This is a genomic window from Frankia torreyi (assembly GCF_000948395.1).
In the GTDB taxonomy this organism is placed as follows: Bacteria; Actinomycetota; Actinomycetes; order Frankiales; family Frankiaceae; genus Frankia; species Frankia torreyi.
The window spans coordinates 39,360-55,826 of sequence record NZ_JYFN01000025.1 but is presented as its reverse complement, the minus strand read 5'-3'; the positions used below and the strand labels follow the sequence as shown (position 1 = coordinate 55,826).

Sequence of the window (16,467 nt, the reverse complement as noted above, 5' to 3'; positions counted from 1 at the left end):
ATGGCCGCGGTCCGCCGGGACATCCTCCACGACGACAAGGCGCGAGCCGACTACATCCGCGGCGTCAAGCTGCTCAAGCACGAGCCCACGACGCTGACCACGGACCGGTTCGGCATCTCCGGGCGCGCCCGCCCCGTGTACACCTACGACCTGTTCGTCATCTGGCACGTCCTCGCGATGAACACCGCGGTGCCACCGGGCGGTGACGCCGGAACCCGCAACGCCGCGCACCGCGGGCCGGTCTTCCTGCCCTGGCACCGGGTGATGCTCCGATGGCTGGAGGCACACCTGCAACGGGTTCTCGGTGACCCGGACTTCGGCCTGCCCTACTGGGACTGGGCGCTCGACGGCACCCCGCCCGCGCCGGACGGGGTGGCGAACCCGGCCGCCTCGGCGCTGTGGCGGGACACCCCGGACGGGTTCGGCGGCCAGGGCAGCCCCGTGCGCGGCGGCGCGTTCGCCTTCGACCGTGCCGACCCGACGAGTTTCCGGGTGCGGATCGCGACCAACTCCAGCGGCGCGCTGCGCCAGGTCACCGAGCGCGGCCTCGCCCGCAGGTTCGGCCAGAACGCGCCGTTCGGCTCGCCGCGGCTGCCTCGCACCAGCGACGTCCGCGCGGCCTACAACACGCGTGCCGACCCGAGCCTCGCCGACTACGACCGGCCGCCCTTCGACGTCTCGTCTCGCGGCTTCCGTAACCGGCTGGAGGGCTTCACCGGCCCCGGCCTGCACAACCAGGTCCACCTGTGGGTCGGCGGGGACATGGCCCCGGCATCGTCCCCGAACGACCCGGTGTTCTTCGTCCACCACTGCAACGTCGACCGGCTCTGGGAGGGCTGGATGAGCCGCAACGGCCGCCAGTACCAGCCGGACATGACGGCCCCGCCGACCCTGCTCGGCCACCGGATCGACGACCCGCTCGTCTCCCCGTTCGCCCCGGCCAGCAAGCCGGACACCCCGGGCGGCGTCCTCGACATCTCGGCCTTCTACAGCTACGACACCCTGCCCTGACCTTCCTTTCCCCGCCGGACGTCCGGCGGGGAAAGGGGACGCCCGGCTTGGACGGTCAGGACGCGGCGGGGGCGCCGAGCTCGGCGCGGTCGACGAGGTCGACGAGGTCGGCGAACCCGCGGCGGTCGACGAGGTCGGTGAACAGGTCCACGACGTCGGCGGCGAGCGAACGCAGTTCGTCGGCCGTGACCGGGCGGCTGTTCTCGAACGCGAGCTCGACGGTCCGGGCGAGCAGGTCCGCCCGCCGTTCGAGGGTGGCGACCGCGGGCTGGGCGGCGGCCCGCGGCGACGCGCTCTCGCCACCGACCAGCTCGCCCTCGGCCCGCACGAAACCCTCGAACGTCGCCTGGAACGCATAGGCGACCTCGTCGGCCCCGAGTTCGGCACGGAGCACGCCGTACTCGGCGAGCAGCCGGAAGTACCGTTCGGACACCAGGTGGTGGCGTTCGTCCCAGGCGGGGTCGTGCTGGCGGGCCAGCCGGCCGAGCAGCTCCGGGTCGGCCAGCAGCAGCCCGCGCAGCAGCGGACGGTGCATGACGGCGAGGAAGTAGTCGTGGGCGAACTGGTGCGGCAGGCAGGTACTCGGCCGGGTGCGCATCGCGACGAGCAGCTCGGACATCGCTCGGGCCACCGCCCGGTCGAAGACGGCGGCGAACAGCTTCTCCCGCGTCTCCCAGTGCAGGTAGACCGTGCCCTTGCCGATGTTGGCGCCGACCGCGACGTCCTCGACGGTCACCCGCCGCGCTCCGTGACGCAGCAGCAGATCCTCGGCGGCGTCGAGGATGCGCGTGGCGCGCTCCCGCCCGCGCGACGGGTCCCGGGACCGGCCGGCTGTCGGGCTCACGCGACGACCGTATGACCGCTTTCGAGAGCTGGTCAACGTTCATCACACCGCGCATTCAACTTTTGACCAGATTTGAAATCTGGTCATACGCTGACGGTTCGATCGGCCTCGACCCCACCCGCGGAGGACGTATGGGCAACCGGACGGTGCTCGTCTCCGGCGCCGGCATCGCCGGTACGACGCTCGCGTACTGNCTGTCATGGCACGGCTTCCGGCCGACGGTAGTCGAGCGCGGGCTGTGGCAGCGGACCAGCGGCAGCCCGGTGGACGTGCGCGGCCCGGCCCTCCGGGTGGCAGAGCGGATGGGGGTGCTCGCCCGGCTGCGGGCCGCCGCCACCAACGTGACGGGGATGCGGTTCGTGGACGCGGCCGGCCGCAGCGTCGGCCGTGTCAACCTGCGCGCGCTCGCGCGCGCGACCGGCGGCGGCGACGTCGAGCTTCCTCGCGGCGCGCTCGCAACGATCCTGCAGGCGGCGAGTGCGGAGCACGCGGAGTTCGTGTTCGGCGACTCGATCGCCGGTCTGGCGCAGGACGAACACGGCGTCGACGTGACCTTCGACCACGGTCGCTCCCGCCGATTCGACCTGGTCATCGGCGCCGACGGCCTCCATTCGGCAGTGCGCCGGCTCGCCTTCGGGCCAGACGCGAACTTCGTCCGTCATTTGGGCCTCTACATCGCCACGGTGCCGTTCAACGGGCCGATCGAGCACCGGCGTGAGGTGGTCATGCACAACACCCCGGGCCGGGCCGTCGCCCTACACCCCTCGGCCTCCGGGCCGATCGCGTTTTTCGCCTTCCGCCGCCCGGATCTGGCGGACTTCAACCATCGTGACATCGACCAGCACCGCACCCTGCTTGCCGGCGCCTACGCAGCCGGATCATGGCGGACGGCGGAGTTGCTGGCGCGGGCGCAGGCCAGCGAGGACCTCTACTTCGACGCGGTGAGCCGGGTGGACGTACCCGCCTGGTCGACGGGTCGGATCACGCTCGTCGGCGACGCGGCCTCCTGCGTGTCTCTGTTCGGCGACGGCTCCTCCCTGGCGATGGCCGGGGCATTCGCACTCGCCGAGGAACTGGCCGCAACCCCCGACGATCACCGCTCGGCCCTGCGCCGCTACGAGGCACGCCACCGCCGTCTCGTCGAGCCACGCCAGCGCGGCGTCGATCAGGCGGCTCACCTGCTCATCCCCACCACCTGGACCGGCATCCGCGCCCGCAACGCAGCCACTCGTCTGTGGCCGGCCGCCGCCGCTGCCGGTTGGCTCGGCAGCCGCCTGACCACCGCCGGTCGCGGCCCCCGCCCGCCCCACCACGCCCCCGCCCGCCCCGCCGGCGCCACCTCACCGGGCTGACCACTCCCGACCCCGCGCCACGATCACAGCGCTTGGTACAAGCGGGGAAAGCCCGCCCGAACGTGCGTCGGAGGACGACTACCGCCGGTCTCTCCACCAGGGGCGCTTCATCCTCGGGGGTGAACAGCCTCACCCACGGTCCGACGTCGCCGCGTCTCCGGCCAGAGAGACAGCGATGATCACGGTGGCTACCAACTCGTCGGATATGGCGATCCGGCCGATCAGCCCGGCGCGGGCGACCGCGTCGACGAGCGACGGCGCCTGCTGTGCGCTGGTCTCGAGCAACAAGCTGCCGCCTGGGGCGAGCCAGGACGGCGCGACGGCGACAACCCGACGCAGCACGTCGAGACCGTCCTTTCCACCGTCGAGAGACAGCCGGGGCTCGTGCTCCCGCGCCTCGGGCGGCATCAGGCCGATCGCGTCGGTCGGGACATACGGCGCGTTGACCACCAGGAGGTCCACGCGTCCCCGCAATGACCTGGGGAGCGCGGCGAACAGGTCACCCTCGTGCACCAGACCTCCGCCGGCGACGACGTTGCGCCGAGCGCAGCGCACTGCGGCGGGCTCGATGTCGGCGGCGTGCACCTCAGCGTCAGGTAGAGCTGCGAGCAACGCTGCCGCCACTGCACCGGATCCACAGCACAGGTCGACCACGACCTCGCCGGGCCGGCCACCGGCCTGGTCGAGGGCCTGCCGGACGAGGAACTCGGTGCGGCGCCGGGGCACGAACACGCCGGCCTCGACCGCGATCTTCAGTCCGCAGAACTGCACCCAGCCGAGGATGTGTTCCAAGGGCTTGCCGGCGACCCGGCAGTCGACCATCGCGGCGAGCTCAGCGGCAGTCCGGGCGGCGCCCACAAGCAGTCGGGCTTCGTCCTCGGCGAAGACGCAACCTGCGGCACGCAGCCGACGAACGACATGGGGCAACGATGGAGACGGCGGAAGGGGCAAGGGAATTGACGACACGGGAAGCCTTTCGGGACACCAAAGGGCGCCCTCCCGATCACCAGGCCCGGTCGAACCACATGTGATCGCGGGAGGAGTACGCCCACCCTGATACCGCGGACATGGGTCCCACCTCCTCAAAAAGATCATCTATGACTGCGCCCACAGTACCAGAACCAGTCCGCCCTACCAGGGGCTACGCGCGGCCTCCTGGAACCGGCAGCAGGGCTCGATCGAGCAGCCCCGCGACGACCGCACCGATGACGGCGAGATCGAGGTAGTGGCAGGCCATCGCCCCCGCGTAGCTGGGGCCGCCCCACGCATTCACCGTGAAGTTCGGGTCCAGTCCGGCCAGCACCTGCACCCCAGCCCGCCAACACAGGTAGAGCAGCGGCACGGCCAAGGCGGCGAGAACAGCAAGCCGCCAGAGCGCCGCCGGGTGGCGGCGGACGGCCGGCCGAAATGCTGGCCCAGGCGCCGTCGACGTCGCGGTTGTCCTCGCTTCCTTCGCCCTGTTCAGTGTGCCGGCCGCATTGACTCCGACGGTCGCGCCTGGGGCTGACGCCTACGGCTCAACCGCGCACATCCTTCTGTTCGGAGCACTCGCCGCCGCGCCGCTGATCGCGGCCCGACGCTGGCCGCTTCCGGTGCTCGCCGGCGTCACCGCGGTTCTCTGCACGGCCGCGTTCGCAGGGGTCCGCTTCACGCCGTTGGTCAGCAACGCCGGGCCAGCGCTCGGCGTTGCCGTCCTCACCGTCGCCGATCACCACCCCAGACGGATGTCACTGGCCGCGACCACCGCGGCGGTCGCAGCGATTGCGGTCTCCGCCGCCGTCGCCATGCGGCTGTACCCCGATCAGGAACAGGATCTGGTCCAGGCACTCATCGCCGCAGCGGCCTGGCTGGTCGGCGATGCCTTCCGCACCCGCCGCCGCTACCGGTCCCGGCTGGCGCTGGAGGCACGCCGAGAGGCCACGGAGCGGGAGCGCCGGATCCGCGCCGAAGAGCGGCTTCGCGTCGCTCGAGACGTCCACGATGTCGTGTCGCACACTCTGAGCCTGATCGCGGTCCGCTCCGGAGTCGCCCGGCTGCTCGAGGACCCACGCGAGGCGCGCGAGGCACTGAGCGTGATCGAGACGACGAGCCGCTCGGCTCTCGACGAGGTGCGCCGCGTCCTACGCAGTACCCGCCAGGAGATCCGGGAGCCATCGGTTCGATCGGACGCGACGCTGACAACGCGACCGCAGGCGGAGCCTGCCGGGGTCTCGGGCCGGGCGCATGAGGCGGTCCCGTCGGGCGGGCGCCCCGAGCGCACCGAGTCAGCGCGAGCTGGCGAACAGGCCAGCGCTGACGAGCCAGCCAGGGTCACCGAACCGAAGCTCGCAGACCTGGGCCATCTGGTCGCCGGGCTGCAGCGACCTGGGTTCCGCACGTCATACCGGCGCACAGGCACCGAGCGCTGCTATCTACCGGTCCTGGAGACCTCGGTGTACCGCATCGTCCAAGAAGCACTGACGAACGTGGTCCGGCATGCCAACGCCGCCGAGGCCCAGGTCAGTGTGCACGACGGGCCGCGGGAACTGGTCGTGAGCATCGTTGATGACGGCCATCCCCCACCGGGCGGCCCAGAGCATCATCACAGCGACGAGACGCCGGCAGATCGCCGGAGCGATCAGGCGCGCCACGACCCGGCTGATGAGCCGCCTGGCCCAACCTCGCGGCGACCCGAGCCGGGCAGAGGATCAGGACCCGGGCTGGGCCTGGTCGGGATGTACGAGCGAGCGGAACTCTTCGCCGGCACGCTCAGTGCGGGCCCCCAGGAACGAGGGGGATTCGCGGTCGTGGCCCGGTTTCCCGTCTCACCCGCCACCATGATCGCGGATCGGTCTTGTGAGCTCCCGCCAGTGCCTGTCCGGCCACGCCCCGTCGGGCAGGACACAGGCTGATGATGGTGACAGCCGATGGCTCCACACCGGCGGAGAGCCATGATGGGCTCCGTAACCGCGCTGATTCCGACTATGGATCCCGCCCGTTGTCGGCGGGCGACGGTCGCGTCCGGGTCCTCATCGCCGACGACGAGGCTCTGGTGCGCGCCGGTTTCCGGGCGCTGGTCGAGTCCGCTCCCGATCTCACGGTGATCGCGGAGGCCGGGACCGGCGCCCAGGCGGTGCGGTTGGCCAGGCACCTGCGCCCGGACGTCGTTCTCATGGACATCCGTATGCCGATTATGGATGGCCTGGAGGCGATGCGGATCATTGCTGCGGACCCTGGCACTGCCGCGACACGCGTCCTCGTGGTGACGACCTTCGATCAGGATGAACATGTCTTCGCGGCCCTGCGTGGCGGCGCCAGCGGATTCGTCCTCAAGGACACGCGCCCGGAGGACCTCCTGGCCGCGATCAGGATCGTGGCCGCCGGCGACGCGCTGCTGACCCCGAGCGTCACCCGGCGGCTCATCGTCGAGTTCGCCCAGCGGCCGCAGCGGCCCGCAGCCCGGGGCGAAGAGCTGACCCGGCTGACGGAGCGGGAGCGCGAGGTGCTCATCCAGGTTGCAGCGGGACTGTCGAACTCCGAGATCGCCAGGCGGCTGTTCGTCGGCGTCACAACCGTCAAGACGCATGTCAGCCGCTTACTGACCAAGCTTGGGGCGCGCGATCGGGCGCAGCTCGTCGTCGCCGCGTACGAGTCCGGCGTGGTATTCCCCGGCGCCGGTCCGCTCGCGCCGGGATCGGACCGCTCGTGAGAACGATTCAGGCGAGGGCATGCCCCGTAGTCGCCTCGACGTGGTCGGGCAACAGGTCATGGCGGTCCCCCACGGACAGGGTGCCTCTCGGTTCGACCAGGAGAATCGACGCGCCGGCCGGAGATGCGGGACGGTGCTCCACACCGCGCGGGACGACGAAGATCTCCCCCCGGTTCAGGATGATGACTCGCTCCCCTTTACCAGGCTCGTCGCGCACGGCGACGTGCAGAGTGCCCGCGAGCACGAGGAAAAGCTCGTCAGTATCGGAGTGCGTGTGCCAGACATGCTCGCCGGCGACCTTGGCGATGCGGATGTCGTAATCGTTCACCCGGGCGACGATGCGGGGACTCCACAGCGCCTCGAAGCTGTCGAAAGCGGCCTTGAGATCAACCGGATTCGCCCAGGCACCTCGCGGAGGCTCGGCAGCCGCTGCTTCAGGGACAGCGTGCGCGGAGCCGGCGGACGCGGGGGTGGCGGCGGGTGCGGAGGTGGCGGCGGGTGCGGAGCGGCGGTCGGGCCCGGAGACTGGCTCGGCGGTCATGCGTGAATGCTCCCGCCCGACAAAGAGATAGACGAGCGCTAGGAATCGCACATGTCGCATGGATCCTCGCAACCGGATCGCGCGCCAACGCATCGGATCGCGGTGATCGTGGATGACGGGTCGAATCCCTTCGAGCTCGGTGTCGCCACCGAGTTGTTCGGGCTGCGCCGCCCCGAGCTCGACCGGCCCTGGTACGACTGCACGCTCTGCGCGCCTACCCCGCAGATCCGCATGCATGGCGGACTGTTCACCCTGTCCGGCGTCGCCGGGCTCGACGCGGTGTCCGCAGCCGACACGGTCATCGTGCCGAACCGCCCGGATCCGCTCGTCGCCCCGCCACCGTCGGTGCTGGCCGCGATCCGGGCGGCCGGCGACCGCGGGGCCCGCCTGGTCAGCTTCTGCACGGGGACGTTCACCCTCGCCGCCGCAGGGGTGCTCGATGATCGCCGGGCCACGACCCACTGGCGGTGGGCCGACCTGTTCACCCGCCGTTACCCCGAGGTACGGCTCGAACCTGATGTGCTGTTCGTCGACGACGGCGACGTGTGCACGGCCGCGGGCAGCGCCGCCGCCCTCGACCTCGGGCTGCACCTCATCCGCCGTGATCATGGAGCCGAGGTTGCGAATATGGTCAGCCGACGGCTGGTCTACGCAGCGCACCGCGACGGCGGGCAGCGGCAGTTCATCGAACGGCCCGTACCGATCGTGCCCGACACCTCCCTCGCGCCGCTGCTGGACTGGGCCCGCCAGCGGCTCGACCGACCTGTGGCGATCGCCGACCTGGCCAGCCAGGCCGCGGTCAGCCCGGCCACGCTGCACCGTCGGTTCCGCGCCGAGCTCGGCGTCACTCCACTGGCGTGGCTGACCGCCGAACGGGTCGCCTTGGCCTGCCGGCTGCTCGAACGCGGAGAACATCGCCTCGATCTCGTGGCCCGGGCCAGTGGCCTCGGGACCGCCACGAGTCTGCGGGTAGCGCTGCGCCGACGCACGGGCCTCACGCCGACCGCCTACCTGCGTCGGTTCGGGCCGGCCCGGCCGGCGCCAGGACTGGCCAATCCGGCGAACAGCGGCTGAGCGGAGGGAGCGGACAGGAAGGGGCCGAGCAGGTCAGGAAGCCGGCTCGGGAACGGTCGTGTGACGAGGAGGGGACGGTCCGCGAGGCGGCGCGGGGACGGTCCGCGAGGCGGCGCGGGGACGGTCCGCGGGGCGGGCGAATATGCGGCCAGCGCCGATCGGGCTGCTCCAGACGATCAGCGTTTGGTCAATACAGAAGTCGACAGCGACAAGCCCCTGATCCCAAGGATGGCGACTTGTAGTCTCTTCTCGCCTGCAACGACCGTTCAGCCATGGCCTTCCGCGCCCGCCGCGTGCGAGGAGGAGGTTCGAGGATGGTGGGCGATCCGTCCGTCATCGGCCGCGTCGGCGCGCTCATCGTGGGCACCCGGGGTGACGCCGGGCCGGGCGAGGTGGTGGTGCGGGTCCGCGGCGGAATCGAAACTTTCCTCGCGCTGTCCGACACTCCGCTACCCAAGGGCGCATCCGTGCTGGTCATCGGGACGCGCGGGCCTCGGACCGTCGAGGTGGTGCCGTGGCTGGATCCCGCCGCCGTCTTCGGCGGCGATCTCTGACGAAAGGTTCGCGGCGTGTTTGGTTACCGAGTCCCCGCACCCGACCAGGCGATGCTGATCTCGGGTGGGAAGAACCGCGGTGGGATGCCTTTCAAGGTGGTCACCGGTCACGGCGGATTTATTCTGCCGTTCTTCCGCAAGGTGCGCTTCCTGACCCTGGCGATGTGCGAGGCCGAGGTCACGGAGACGTGCGTCACCTACCAGGGCATCTCCCTGAACGTCCGCGCCGTGATCGCCTTCAAGGTGGGCAACGACAGCGAGAGCATCGTCAACGCCGGCCAGCGCTTCCTGTCCGACCAGGGCCAGATGGCCGTGCTGACCGGGCGGATCTTCTCCGGCCACCTGCGTTCGATCATCGGCTCGATGACGGTCGAGGAGATCATCCGCGACCGGCAGAAGCTCGCCACCGAGGTACTCGACGGGTCCAAGGCGGAGATGGCCCGGATCGGGCTGACCGTCGACGCGTTGCAGATCCAGTCCATCGACGACGGCAGACTCGGCTACATCGCGGCGATCGCGGCGCCGCACAACGCCGCCATCCAGCGCCAGGCGCAGATCGCCCAGGCCGAGGCCAACCAGGCCGCCGCCGAGGCCGAGCAGCGCTCGCAGCGGGCGCAGGCGGAGTACGCCCGGCAGACCTCCATCGTCCAGGCCCAGTACCGAGCGGAGATCGACCGAGCCCAGGCCGAGGCCGCACAGGCCGGGCCGCTTGCGCAGGCCCAGGCGGAGGTGGCGGTGACCGCGGCGCGGACCGAGCTGGCCGAACGCGAGGCTCAGTTGCGCCAGCAGCAGCTCGTCACCGAGGTCGTCAAGCCCGCGGAGGCGGAGGCCGAGCGGGTCCGCGTCCTCGCCCTCGCCGAGGCCGAGAAGATGAGGATCCAGGCGGAGGCCGCCGCGTCGCACAACCGGGTTGCACTCGACCGGATGCTCATCGACCAGCTTCCGGAGATCGTCCGGCAGGCAGCCTCGGGGCTGGCGGGCGCGAACGTCACGGTGCTCAACGGCGCCGAGGGCATCGGTGAGATCGCCAGCGGACTCGTCGGGCAGGGCGTGGCCATCTTCGAGGCCCTGCGCGCGGGCGTCCGGCAGCCGGCCTACGCCGCCGACGGCCAGGAGACCGCCGCCAGCGCCGAACACCCCGGCATCGCGACCGCCAGGCCCGTTCAGGAGACGTAGACGTGCTTACGGCCGGCAGCGACGGGACGCGCCTCCGGCCGGCCGCAGTATCCGTACTCCACGCGGCGCCGCCACACCGTGAGCCGGCATTGATCGGCCTCGATCGTCCAGGTCCGCCGCTCAACCCGATCCTCGACCTGAACAGGATTTCGGGTCCCTGCTTCGCCGGCGCGACGGTGCGCCCAGGAGTGCGCCGCCTCCCACTCCAGGAAGGTGGCCACCAGTTCGCCATCGCCGTCGTAGACCTGGAATCGGCGAGTCGCCATTGTCACGCCTTTCAGCCAATTACCGAATAATGAGAACCGTGGAGCTGTCCACGGTGCGCGGTCACGCCCGGGGAGGCGTCGATCCGACCCGCGATGGTGGGCTGGCCGGCTCCGGGCGGGGCTCGACGCCCACCCGCCCGGAGCCGGCGGTCGACGTCCGCCCTCACCGCCGCCGGCCAGCGCGCCGACATCCCACGTGGTCGTCGACCGTCTGGTCGCCGCCGACCGCGTGGCGGTGGACCGCCTGATCGCCGGCCGCGAAGCCACAGCCCTCGCGATGGCGGGCCACGCCATGGGCGTGGCCGCCCGAAAGTCCCGAACGGACGGGGTGGCGGGGATGGACGGGGTGGCAGGGGTGGACGCAGGGGTGGGGGCGTGCAGCAGGACCGACGCCGCCCGGCCGGTCGTCCAGGCATGGTCGCCGGATCGACGCCTCGGACCCCGCGCGATCGCCATCGACTACTCCCCGTGATTCCTCACCGTACCAAGTTCTCACCCAGCGGGTTGTGCTCGCCACTCAAAGTAAACCAAGACTCGCGGCATGGCTCCTGCCTCGACCGTCTGCATGAGCTTCTGTAAGAGTTCCGCTACCCATAGCAGTGCACTGTGTATGAGGAGTGGCGATCCAGTGGCAGGATGCACCCATCACTCCGAGCAGACCGAAGGACTAGCGATGGCCACAAGCGGCGGTCCGACTGTGCGGCGTCGGCGGCTGGGCGCCGAGTTACGGCGTCTGAGAGAGGCGGCGGACGTCTCGGTCGACGAGGTGTGCCAACTGCTGCGCTGCTCGGTCTCGAAGGTCAGCCGGATGGAGAACGGGCGGGTGCCGGTACGCACCCGCGACGTGTCGGACCTGCTCAACCTGTACGGTGTTACGGAGGGTGAGCAGCGCGACGCCCTGATGGCGTTGGCCCGGGAGTCCCGCCGGCACGGCTGGTGGCACTCCTACCACGATGTCGTCCCGGCCTGGTTCGAGATCTACATCGGCCTGGAGGGTGACGCGGCGTCGATCCAGGTGTACGAGTCCCAGCTCGTCCATGGGCTGCTCCAGACCGGAGACTACGCCCGGCAGGTCATCCGGGCCGATGACCCGGAGGCCGACGAGGAGGAGGTCGAGCGCAAGATTGCCTTGCGGATGGACCGGCAGCGTCGGCTCACCGCCCCCGACCATCCCCGGCTCTGGGTGATTCTGGACGAGGCGGTGCTTCGCCGGGAGATCGGCGGTCGGGCGGTCATGCGCGATCAGCTCGATTTCCTCGCCAAACGGTCCGAACTCCCGAATGTGACAATCCAGGTCCTGCCGTTCGCGGTCGGCGCACACGCCGGCCTGGGCAGCGCGTTTTCCATACTCGGATTCCCCGATTCGGAAGACCACGAAGTGGTCTATATAGAAGAGGCGGCCGGCAGCCTTTACATCGAGCGTGCCGCCGAAGTCCGGCGCTATAAGTTGAAGATGAATCACCTTCTGGCCGCCGCCCTGCGGCCAGAAGAATCCAGACAGATGATAATTTCCGTCGCAAAGGAACTCAAATGACCAGATTTGCGAAGCCCGATCTGGGCGGTCCCGCCGAGCTGGCCTGGCNCAAGAGCAGCTACAGCAACGGAGCGGGGGGCATGTGCGTGGAGGTCGCTCCCCTGGGCGAGGGCATCGTGGTGCGTGACTCGAAGAACCCCAGCGGTCCCGTGCTCGCCTTCTCCGCGGCCGAGTGGGACGCCTTCCTGGCCGGCGCGCGGGACGGCGAGTTCGACCGAACCCGGGTCCGCCAGGCCTGACCCGCCCTGGTCCGAGCCTGCGCTCCCCCCGCGCCCGACAGCGCCAGGTCCGGCCCGGACGCCTCCACCGGATGCGCCCGGGCCGGTGGGGGATCGCTGGGCCGGGAACGGCCGCCGATGGAGGGGGCGGAACGATCCGATCAACGTCGACGTTCCCACCCCGACCGGGTCGAGGTTCCTGTCATGACGGCGCGGTGGCGGCCGCTCGACATGCCGGTTGGCTCTTGCGCAACGCCCCCCGGTCGCGCACTCTTGTAGATGTTCAGTCGGTCCTCGTTGTTCAAGTGTTCGTCCCGTTGTGGTCGTGGCATTTCCGGGGCACGACGTCCGCGGCGTCCATCGCGCAGGGTGGGCAGGCGGACCGGACGCTCCCGGCGCCGTGGCGGCATGGGACGACGCTCGGCCACCTTCGCCCACTGGACGGGCCACGCGGGCTGCGAATGCCCGCCCAACGCGGAGGAGGGCAGTCGTTGTGATCATATTTGACGGTACGGCTACCCGCGTACAGCACCGCGACGCCACGGTCCGGGTGGCCGCGTCGCTGGCGGCGCTCGACCCCGGCGGCCACCAGGCCGCGCGTACGGCCTCAGTCCTCACTGCCGCGTGTTGTCGCCCGCCGGCGGGGGGGCCTCGGGCAGGCTCGGTGGCCGGCGGAGCCGCCATCCCGTCGCCGTCCTAGCTGAGGACGGCGCATCCCGCCCGCACCCCGGGCACTCCCTCACGCCTGATCACGGTCGGTCCACCTCAGGATCCGCCGGGCATTCGGCTTCCCCGACGGATCCCTGGTTGCGGGCATGGCTTCCGAGATCCATACGCGTAGCACCATCCTGTTCCCCTGCCACTGGGAGGTGATTGCCGTGGCCACCGCCACGACCAACCTGCTCAACACCCCGATGAAAGATCAGCGCGTCGAACGTGTTCGGCGCGCGGCACTGTCGGCGTACGTGGACGGGAAGATCACCTTTGCGCAGGCGAACCTCCGGGTACGCAAGGCTCTCGAACGCTTCGGCGTGTGATGGGCCGGCCCAGGCCCGGCGGGCGGCGTCGTCCGCCGGCCGGCCCGTCCGCGACCGGCGCAGTCCGCCGGCCTGGCCGCCCCTGGACCTCCCGGCCAGGCCGCCGGGCTCGCCGCCGCGGCTGACAGTCGGGGCGCACCGTCGTCGAGGTGCACCGTCGTCGAGGTGCACCGTCGTCGAGGTGCACCGTCGTCGAGGTGCGTGCTAGGCGAGGCGTAGGCGACGATCGGCCACGCCGACGGTGAGCTGCTGCCCCCAGGACAGCTCGATCGTGTCCGTCTCGATGCCGTCGCCGAACACGACCATCCGATCGGCCTCCACCAGGATCTCCAGCCGCGCCGGCCCGGCGAGGCGGCCCTCGGTGCAGGTGGTGCCCGTGGCCGGTGACGGCCATGCCTCGCGGACGAACCAGACCAGCGCGCCGGCGGTCGGCGCCGGGAGCGAAAGCTCGCTGCGCCGCTGCGCCCACACCGAGCGGCACCAGCCCGTCGCACCGGTGCCGGTGCCGACGAGCAGCCCGGATGACGCCTGCCGCTCGGTCACCGGGGCGCCCCCGCCGGGAACCCGCAACCGGTACCGGGCGGTCTGGTGGCCGGGGTGGCCGGCGTAGACCTCGTTGAGCGCGACGAGGCGCTGGCCGTCGTCGGAGCGGGCCTCGACCATGGTCAGTTCGCGCAGCAGGCGACCAAGCCCCCGGGCGGGGTCCGCAGGCGATCCCTCGACGGCGCGCAGCAGGGCGGCGGCCTCTCCCGGGGCGTGCCGGACCAGGACACCCGGCGTGCGGGTCGGTTCGACGTTGATCCCCAGGACGAGCTGGCCGTCGAGGTACTTCGCGACGTTCGCGACGAGCCCGTCCTGTCCGACGCAGACGACCACGTCATCCGGAGCGAACAGGAACCGGTCGAGGTCGGACCGCTCCACCTCGCCGCGACGCCAGTGCGGCGGGATCGCCGCGGCGACCGACCGACGGGCCGCCTCGGCGGCATCGTGGGCGGCCTGCACCTCGGCCAGCTCCCGCCCGCGGGTGGCCAGGAAGAACGCGGCCTGGCCGCGGGTGCCGTGCCGGTCCAGCAATTCGGCGTACTCGGTGCGTCGGTGCACGAGCACCGCGCGCGGGGCGAGGCTCACCGAGGGGTGCCGGCGCGGGCGAACCGGGCGACCGCCTCGGTGACCACGTCGGGGGTGATGGTGAGCGCCCCGATCGCGGGCAGATGGTCAGCCAGGTCCCGCACCGCCAACGCGACCACCGCCGAGGTGTCCAGACCGGTGACCGCGGCGACCCGGGCCGCCTCGGCGTCGGCCTCAGCCTGCCCGACCAGACGCACGGCCTCGGCCCGCGCCGCCGCCTCCACCCGAACCCGCTCGGCCTGCGAGCGGGCGGCCGTCTCGGCCCGCTCCGCCTCCGCTGCGGCGGCGATGCGCGCCGCCGCCGCCTGCTCGGTCATCCGGCGCTGCTCGTTGGCGCCCTCCTGGGTCACGAGCCGCTCCTCTCGCACGGCCAGCTCGATCTTGCTCTGCAGCTCGTTCTCGGCGATGCGCCGCTCCTGCTCGACTGCGAGCGCGCGGCGGCCGTAGGTGGCCCGGTCGGCCTCGGTCTGGATCTGTTCGCGGGTGGGCGTGCGCAGCGCCTTCTCCACGTCCGGCGACGGGCGGACGGCGACCACCCGCACCCCGACCACACTCACCCCCGTCTGGACCAGGCGGGCATCTGCGCGCAGGCCGTCGGTCACCCGCGCCCGGATGACCGGCACCCCCTCGGCGAGGGCGGTGGTGAGCGACGTGCGCGCGAGCAGGTCCGAGGCGTACTGCTGGGCAGACTCATTGATCATCCCGGCGAGCTGGTCGAGGGGCTTCTCCCGCCAGGTGCCGAGCTCGGGGTCGATACCGAAGTCGAGGCGGGTGGCGGCCAGCACCGGGTCGGCGATCCGGTAGGTGACGGTGGCCTGCACCGCGACGTCCTGGAAGTCGGCGGTCCGCGCGTGGAAGAGCACCGCGAGCTCCCGGTCGTCGACCGGCACCTCACTGATCACCGCAGTGCGCGGCCGATACCAGAAGACCAGGCCGACACCCTCGTGGGCGACGGCCGTGCCGCGCTGGTGGCGGATGTACGCGGTGGGGGTGCCCCGCAGGTGGCACAGGAACGGCGCCCGGCTGATGTCCGCCATGAGAAGGTCCTCTCTTTATCGTCGACATGACGATAAACCGGGATCGCAGTTCTCGTCAACCTGACGAGTATGGTTCCCCGCATGCCGTCCCCACTGGAGTCATCCGCCGCCACGACCGCCCACGCCAACGGCGGCGGCGCAGCGGGCAGGCTGCCGCCGGACGTCGTGCCGGTCGCGCTCAGCGTCGATCTGGTCCTGCTGACAGTCCGCGAGGAGCAGCTCCAGGTGCTGCTGGTGCGCCGCGGGATCGAGCCCTACCGGGACCGCTGGGCCCTGCCGGGCGGCTTCGTCCGGCCGGGGGAGGATCTGGCCGAGGCGGCCGTGCGGGAGCTCGCCGAGGAGACCGGGCTACGCCACCCGCCGGCGCATCTCGAACAGCTCGCGACCTACGGCGCGCCGGATCGCGATCCCCGCGGGCGGGTCGTCACGGTGGCGTTCCTGGCGCTCGCGCCACAGTCGCGCACGCCGATCGCCGGCACGGACGCCGCCGCGAGCCGATGGGAGCCGGTCTCGACCGCTGGCGGCGGGTCCGGGCTGGCCTTCGACCATGCGGCGATCCTCGCGGACGGGCTGGAACGCGCCCGAGCGAAGATCGAGTACAGCGCGGTGGCGACGGCCTTCTGCGAAGGCGAGTTCACGGTGGCGGAGCTGCGCCGGATCTACGAGCTGGTCTGGAGCTCGCGGCTGGACCCCCGCAACTTCCACCGCAAGGTGACCGGGACCGCGGACTTCCTCGTCCCGACCGGGCGCTTCACGACCCGGGACGGCGGCCGGCCCGCGGAGCTGTACCGCCGGGGCGACGCCACGGTGCTGCATCCCGCGATGCTCCGGCCCGTCCCGCGGCTACCCTGAGCGGGCATAGGTTGCCGCGGGCGGGAGACGGCCGGGCGCCCGGGCGATCGGGGGGTGAACCCGGGCGGCCGGCCACCTCGACTATCTCACCGAAAGCACATGCGGCGTCACTATAAGTTTAGGCTCATGCCATCAGCGTTAACGACCGTGCCGGT

At 71.4% G+C, this 16,467-nt stretch carries 19 protein-coding genes and 1 pseudogene; 13 read left to right on the top strand and 7 right to left on the bottom strand.

Going from position 1 to position 16,467, the window contains the following annotated elements:
* Positions 1–1,011 (top strand): tyrosinase family protein, encoded by a 1,011-nt coding sequence (locus FF36_RS16500; protein ID WP_044885973.1) that lies wholly within the window; start codon positions 1–3, stop codon positions 1,009–1,011.
* 55 nt (positions 1,012–1,066) lie between these two features.
* Here FF36_RS16500 and FF36_RS16495 read toward each other — a convergent pair whose 3' ends face one another.
* Entirely contained in the window at positions 1,067–1,855 is a 789-nt protein-coding gene (locus tag FF36_RS16495; protein ID WP_044885972.1) for a TetR/AcrR family transcriptional regulator, read from the bottom strand.
* 11 nt (positions 1,856–1,866) lie between these two features.
* Between FF36_RS16495 and FF36_RS41500 the strand changes: the two are divergent.
* A pseudogene (locus FF36_RS41500) lies at positions 1,867–2,048 on the top strand (hypothetical protein); the annotation flags it as partial.
* Between the two features lies 1 nt (position 2,049).
* The coding region (locus tag FF36_RS16490) for an FAD-dependent monooxygenase (RefSeq protein ID WP_242422560.1) at positions 2,050–3,207 on the top strand (1,158 nt) is incomplete at its 5' end.
* Between the two features lie 129 nt (positions 3,208–3,336).
* On the opposite strand, the gene FF36_RS16485 is transcribed toward FF36_RS16490, so the two are convergent.
* Entirely contained in the window at positions 3,337–4,134 is a 798-nt protein-coding gene (locus FF36_RS16485) for a putative protein N(5)-glutamine methyltransferase (protein ID WP_242422558.1), read from the bottom strand.
* Positions 4,135–4,348: 214 nt separating this feature from the next.
* Positions 4,349–4,555, bottom strand: coding sequence for a hypothetical protein (locus FF36_RS16480; RefSeq protein WP_236705877.1), 207 nt, complete (start codon positions 4,553–4,555; stop codon positions 4,349–4,351).
* A 118-nt stretch (positions 4,556–4,673) separates the two neighbouring features.
* On the opposite strand from FF36_RS16480, the gene FF36_RS16475 reads away from it, so the two are divergent.
* On the top strand, positions 4,674–6,098 hold the full coding sequence (locus tag FF36_RS16475) for a sensor histidine kinase (protein ID WP_422615095.1): 1,425 nt from the start codon (positions 4,674–4,676) through the stop codon (positions 6,096–6,098).
* Positions 6,098–6,895 carry a response regulator gene (locus FF36_RS16470; protein ID WP_236705876.1) on the top strand — a complete coding sequence of 266 codons (798 nt, stop codon included), beginning with the start codon at positions 6,098–6,100 and terminating at the stop codon, positions 6,893–6,895. Before FF36_RS16475 ends, FF36_RS16470 begins: the two co-directional genes overlap by 1 nt.
* Before the next feature lie 7 nt (positions 6,896–6,902).
* Here the strand turns inward: FF36_RS16470 and FF36_RS16465 are convergent, their stop codons facing one another.
* Positions 6,903–7,436: a cupin domain-containing protein gene (locus FF36_RS16465; protein WP_082121969.1), complete on the bottom strand. Its 534-nt coding sequence runs from the start codon at positions 7,434–7,436 to the stop codon at positions 6,903–6,905.
* A gap of 102 nt (positions 7,437–7,538) precedes the next feature.
* Here FF36_RS16465 and FF36_RS16460 point away from each other — a divergent pair, with 102 nt between their 5' ends.
* The 3 genes from FF36_RS16460 to FF36_RS16450 all read left to right on the top strand — a co-directional run bounded on the left by FF36_RS16460 (position 7,539) and on the right by FF36_RS16450 (position 10,240).
* Positions 7,539–8,510, top strand: coding sequence for a helix-turn-helix domain-containing protein (locus tag FF36_RS16460; protein ID WP_044885968.1), 972 nt, complete (start codon positions 7,539–7,541; stop codon positions 8,508–8,510).
* A 314-nt stretch (positions 8,511–8,824) separates the two neighbouring features.
* Complete coding sequence (locus FF36_RS16455) at positions 8,825–9,064, top strand: hypothetical protein (RefSeq protein ID WP_041938708.1); 240 nt, start codon at positions 8,825–8,827, stop codon at positions 9,062–9,064.
* Positions 9,065–9,079: 15 nt separating this feature from the next.
* Positions 9,080–10,240 (top strand): SPFH domain-containing protein, encoded by a 1,161-nt coding sequence (locus FF36_RS16450; protein WP_044885967.1) that lies wholly within the window; start codon positions 9,080–9,082, stop codon positions 10,238–10,240.
* On the opposite strand, the gene FF36_RS16445 is transcribed toward FF36_RS16450, so the two are convergent.
* A complete protein-coding gene (locus FF36_RS16445; RefSeq protein WP_044885966.1) occupies positions 10,228–10,506 on the bottom strand; it encodes a hypothetical protein in 279 nt (92 codons plus the stop codon). The genes FF36_RS16450 and FF36_RS16445 overlap by 13 nt on opposite strands.
* Before the next feature lie 196 nt (positions 10,507–10,702).
* Here FF36_RS16445 and FF36_RS16440 point away from each other — a divergent pair, with 196 nt between their 5' ends.
* The 4 genes from FF36_RS16440 to FF36_RS16425 all read left to right on the top strand — a co-directional run bounded on the left by FF36_RS16440 (position 10,703) and on the right by FF36_RS16425 (position 13,295).
* On the top strand, positions 10,703–10,978 hold the full coding sequence (locus FF36_RS16440; protein WP_044885965.1) for a hypothetical protein: 276 nt from the start codon (positions 10,703–10,705) through the stop codon (positions 10,976–10,978).
* 201 nt (positions 10,979–11,179) lie between these two features.
* A complete protein-coding gene (locus FF36_RS16435) occupies positions 11,180–12,040 on the top strand; it encodes a helix-turn-helix domain-containing protein (protein ID WP_044885964.1) in 861 nt (286 codons plus the stop codon).
* Positions 12,041–12,089: 49 nt separating this feature from the next.
* On the top strand, positions 12,090–12,279 hold a 190-nt coding region (locus tag FF36_RS16430; protein ID WP_242422555.1), incomplete at its 5' end, for a DUF397 domain-containing protein.
* A 794-nt stretch (positions 12,280–13,073) separates the two neighbouring features.
* On the top strand, positions 13,074–13,295 hold the full coding sequence (locus tag FF36_RS16425; protein WP_044885962.1) for a hypothetical protein: 222 nt from the start codon (positions 13,074–13,076) through the stop codon (positions 13,293–13,295).
* Positions 13,296–13,499: 204 nt separating this feature from the next.
* Here FF36_RS16425 and FF36_RS16420 read toward each other — a convergent pair whose 3' ends face one another.
* Together FF36_RS16420 and FF36_RS16415 are read right to left on the bottom strand one after the other, a co-directional pair.
* A complete protein-coding gene (locus tag FF36_RS16420) occupies positions 13,500–14,423 on the bottom strand; it encodes an NAD(+)/NADH kinase (protein WP_044885961.1) in 924 nt (307 codons plus the stop codon).
* On the bottom strand, positions 14,420–15,460 hold the full coding sequence (locus FF36_RS16415; protein WP_044885960.1) for an SPFH domain-containing protein: 1,041 nt from the start codon (positions 15,458–15,460) through the stop codon (positions 14,420–14,422). Before FF36_RS16415 ends, FF36_RS16420 begins: the two co-directional genes overlap by 4 nt.
* Before the next feature lie 81 nt (positions 15,461–15,541).
* Here FF36_RS16415 and FF36_RS16410 point away from each other — a divergent pair, with 81 nt between their 5' ends.
* Positions 15,542–16,312 carry an NUDIX hydrolase gene (locus tag FF36_RS16410; RefSeq protein WP_110431464.1) on the top strand — a complete coding sequence of 257 codons (771 nt, stop codon included), beginning with the start codon at positions 15,542–15,544 and terminating at the stop codon, positions 16,310–16,312.
* The last annotated feature ends 155 nt before the right edge of the window (positions 16,313–16,467 follow it).

Coding starts and splice junctions, on each gene's coding strand:
- FF36_RS16500 (WP_044885973.1), top strand. CDS start 1: ATGGCCGCGGTCCGCCGGGACATCCTCCACGACGACAAGGCGCGAGCC.
- FF36_RS16470 (WP_236705876.1), top strand. CDS start 6,098: ATGATGGTGACAGCCGATGGCTCCACACCGGCGGAGAGCCATGATGGG.
- FF36_RS16465 (WP_082121969.1), bottom strand. CDS start 7,436: ATGACCGCCGAGCCAGTCTCCGGGCCCGACCGCCGCTCCGCACCCGCC.
- FF36_RS16455 (WP_041938708.1), top strand. CDS start 8,825: ATGGTGGGCGATCCGTCCGTCATCGGCCGCGTCGGCGCGCTCATCGTG.
- FF36_RS16445 (WP_044885966.1), bottom strand. CDS start 10,506: ATGGCGACTCGCCGATTCCAGGTCTACGACGGCGATGGCGAACTGGTG.
- FF36_RS16435 (WP_044885964.1), top strand. CDS start 11,180: ATGGCCACAAGCGGCGGTCCGACTGTGCGGCGTCGGCGGCTGGGCGCC.
- FF36_RS16425 (WP_044885962.1), top strand. CDS start 13,074: ATGGCTTCCGAGATCCATACGCGTAGCACCATCCTGTTCCCCTGCCAC.
- FF36_RS16415 (WP_044885960.1), bottom strand. CDS start 15,460: ATGGCGGACATCAGCCGGGCGCCGTTCCTGTGCCACCTGCGGGGCACC.
- FF36_RS16410 (WP_110431464.1), top strand. CDS start 15,542: ATGCCGTCCCCACTGGAGTCATCCGCCGCCACGACCGCCCACGCCAAC.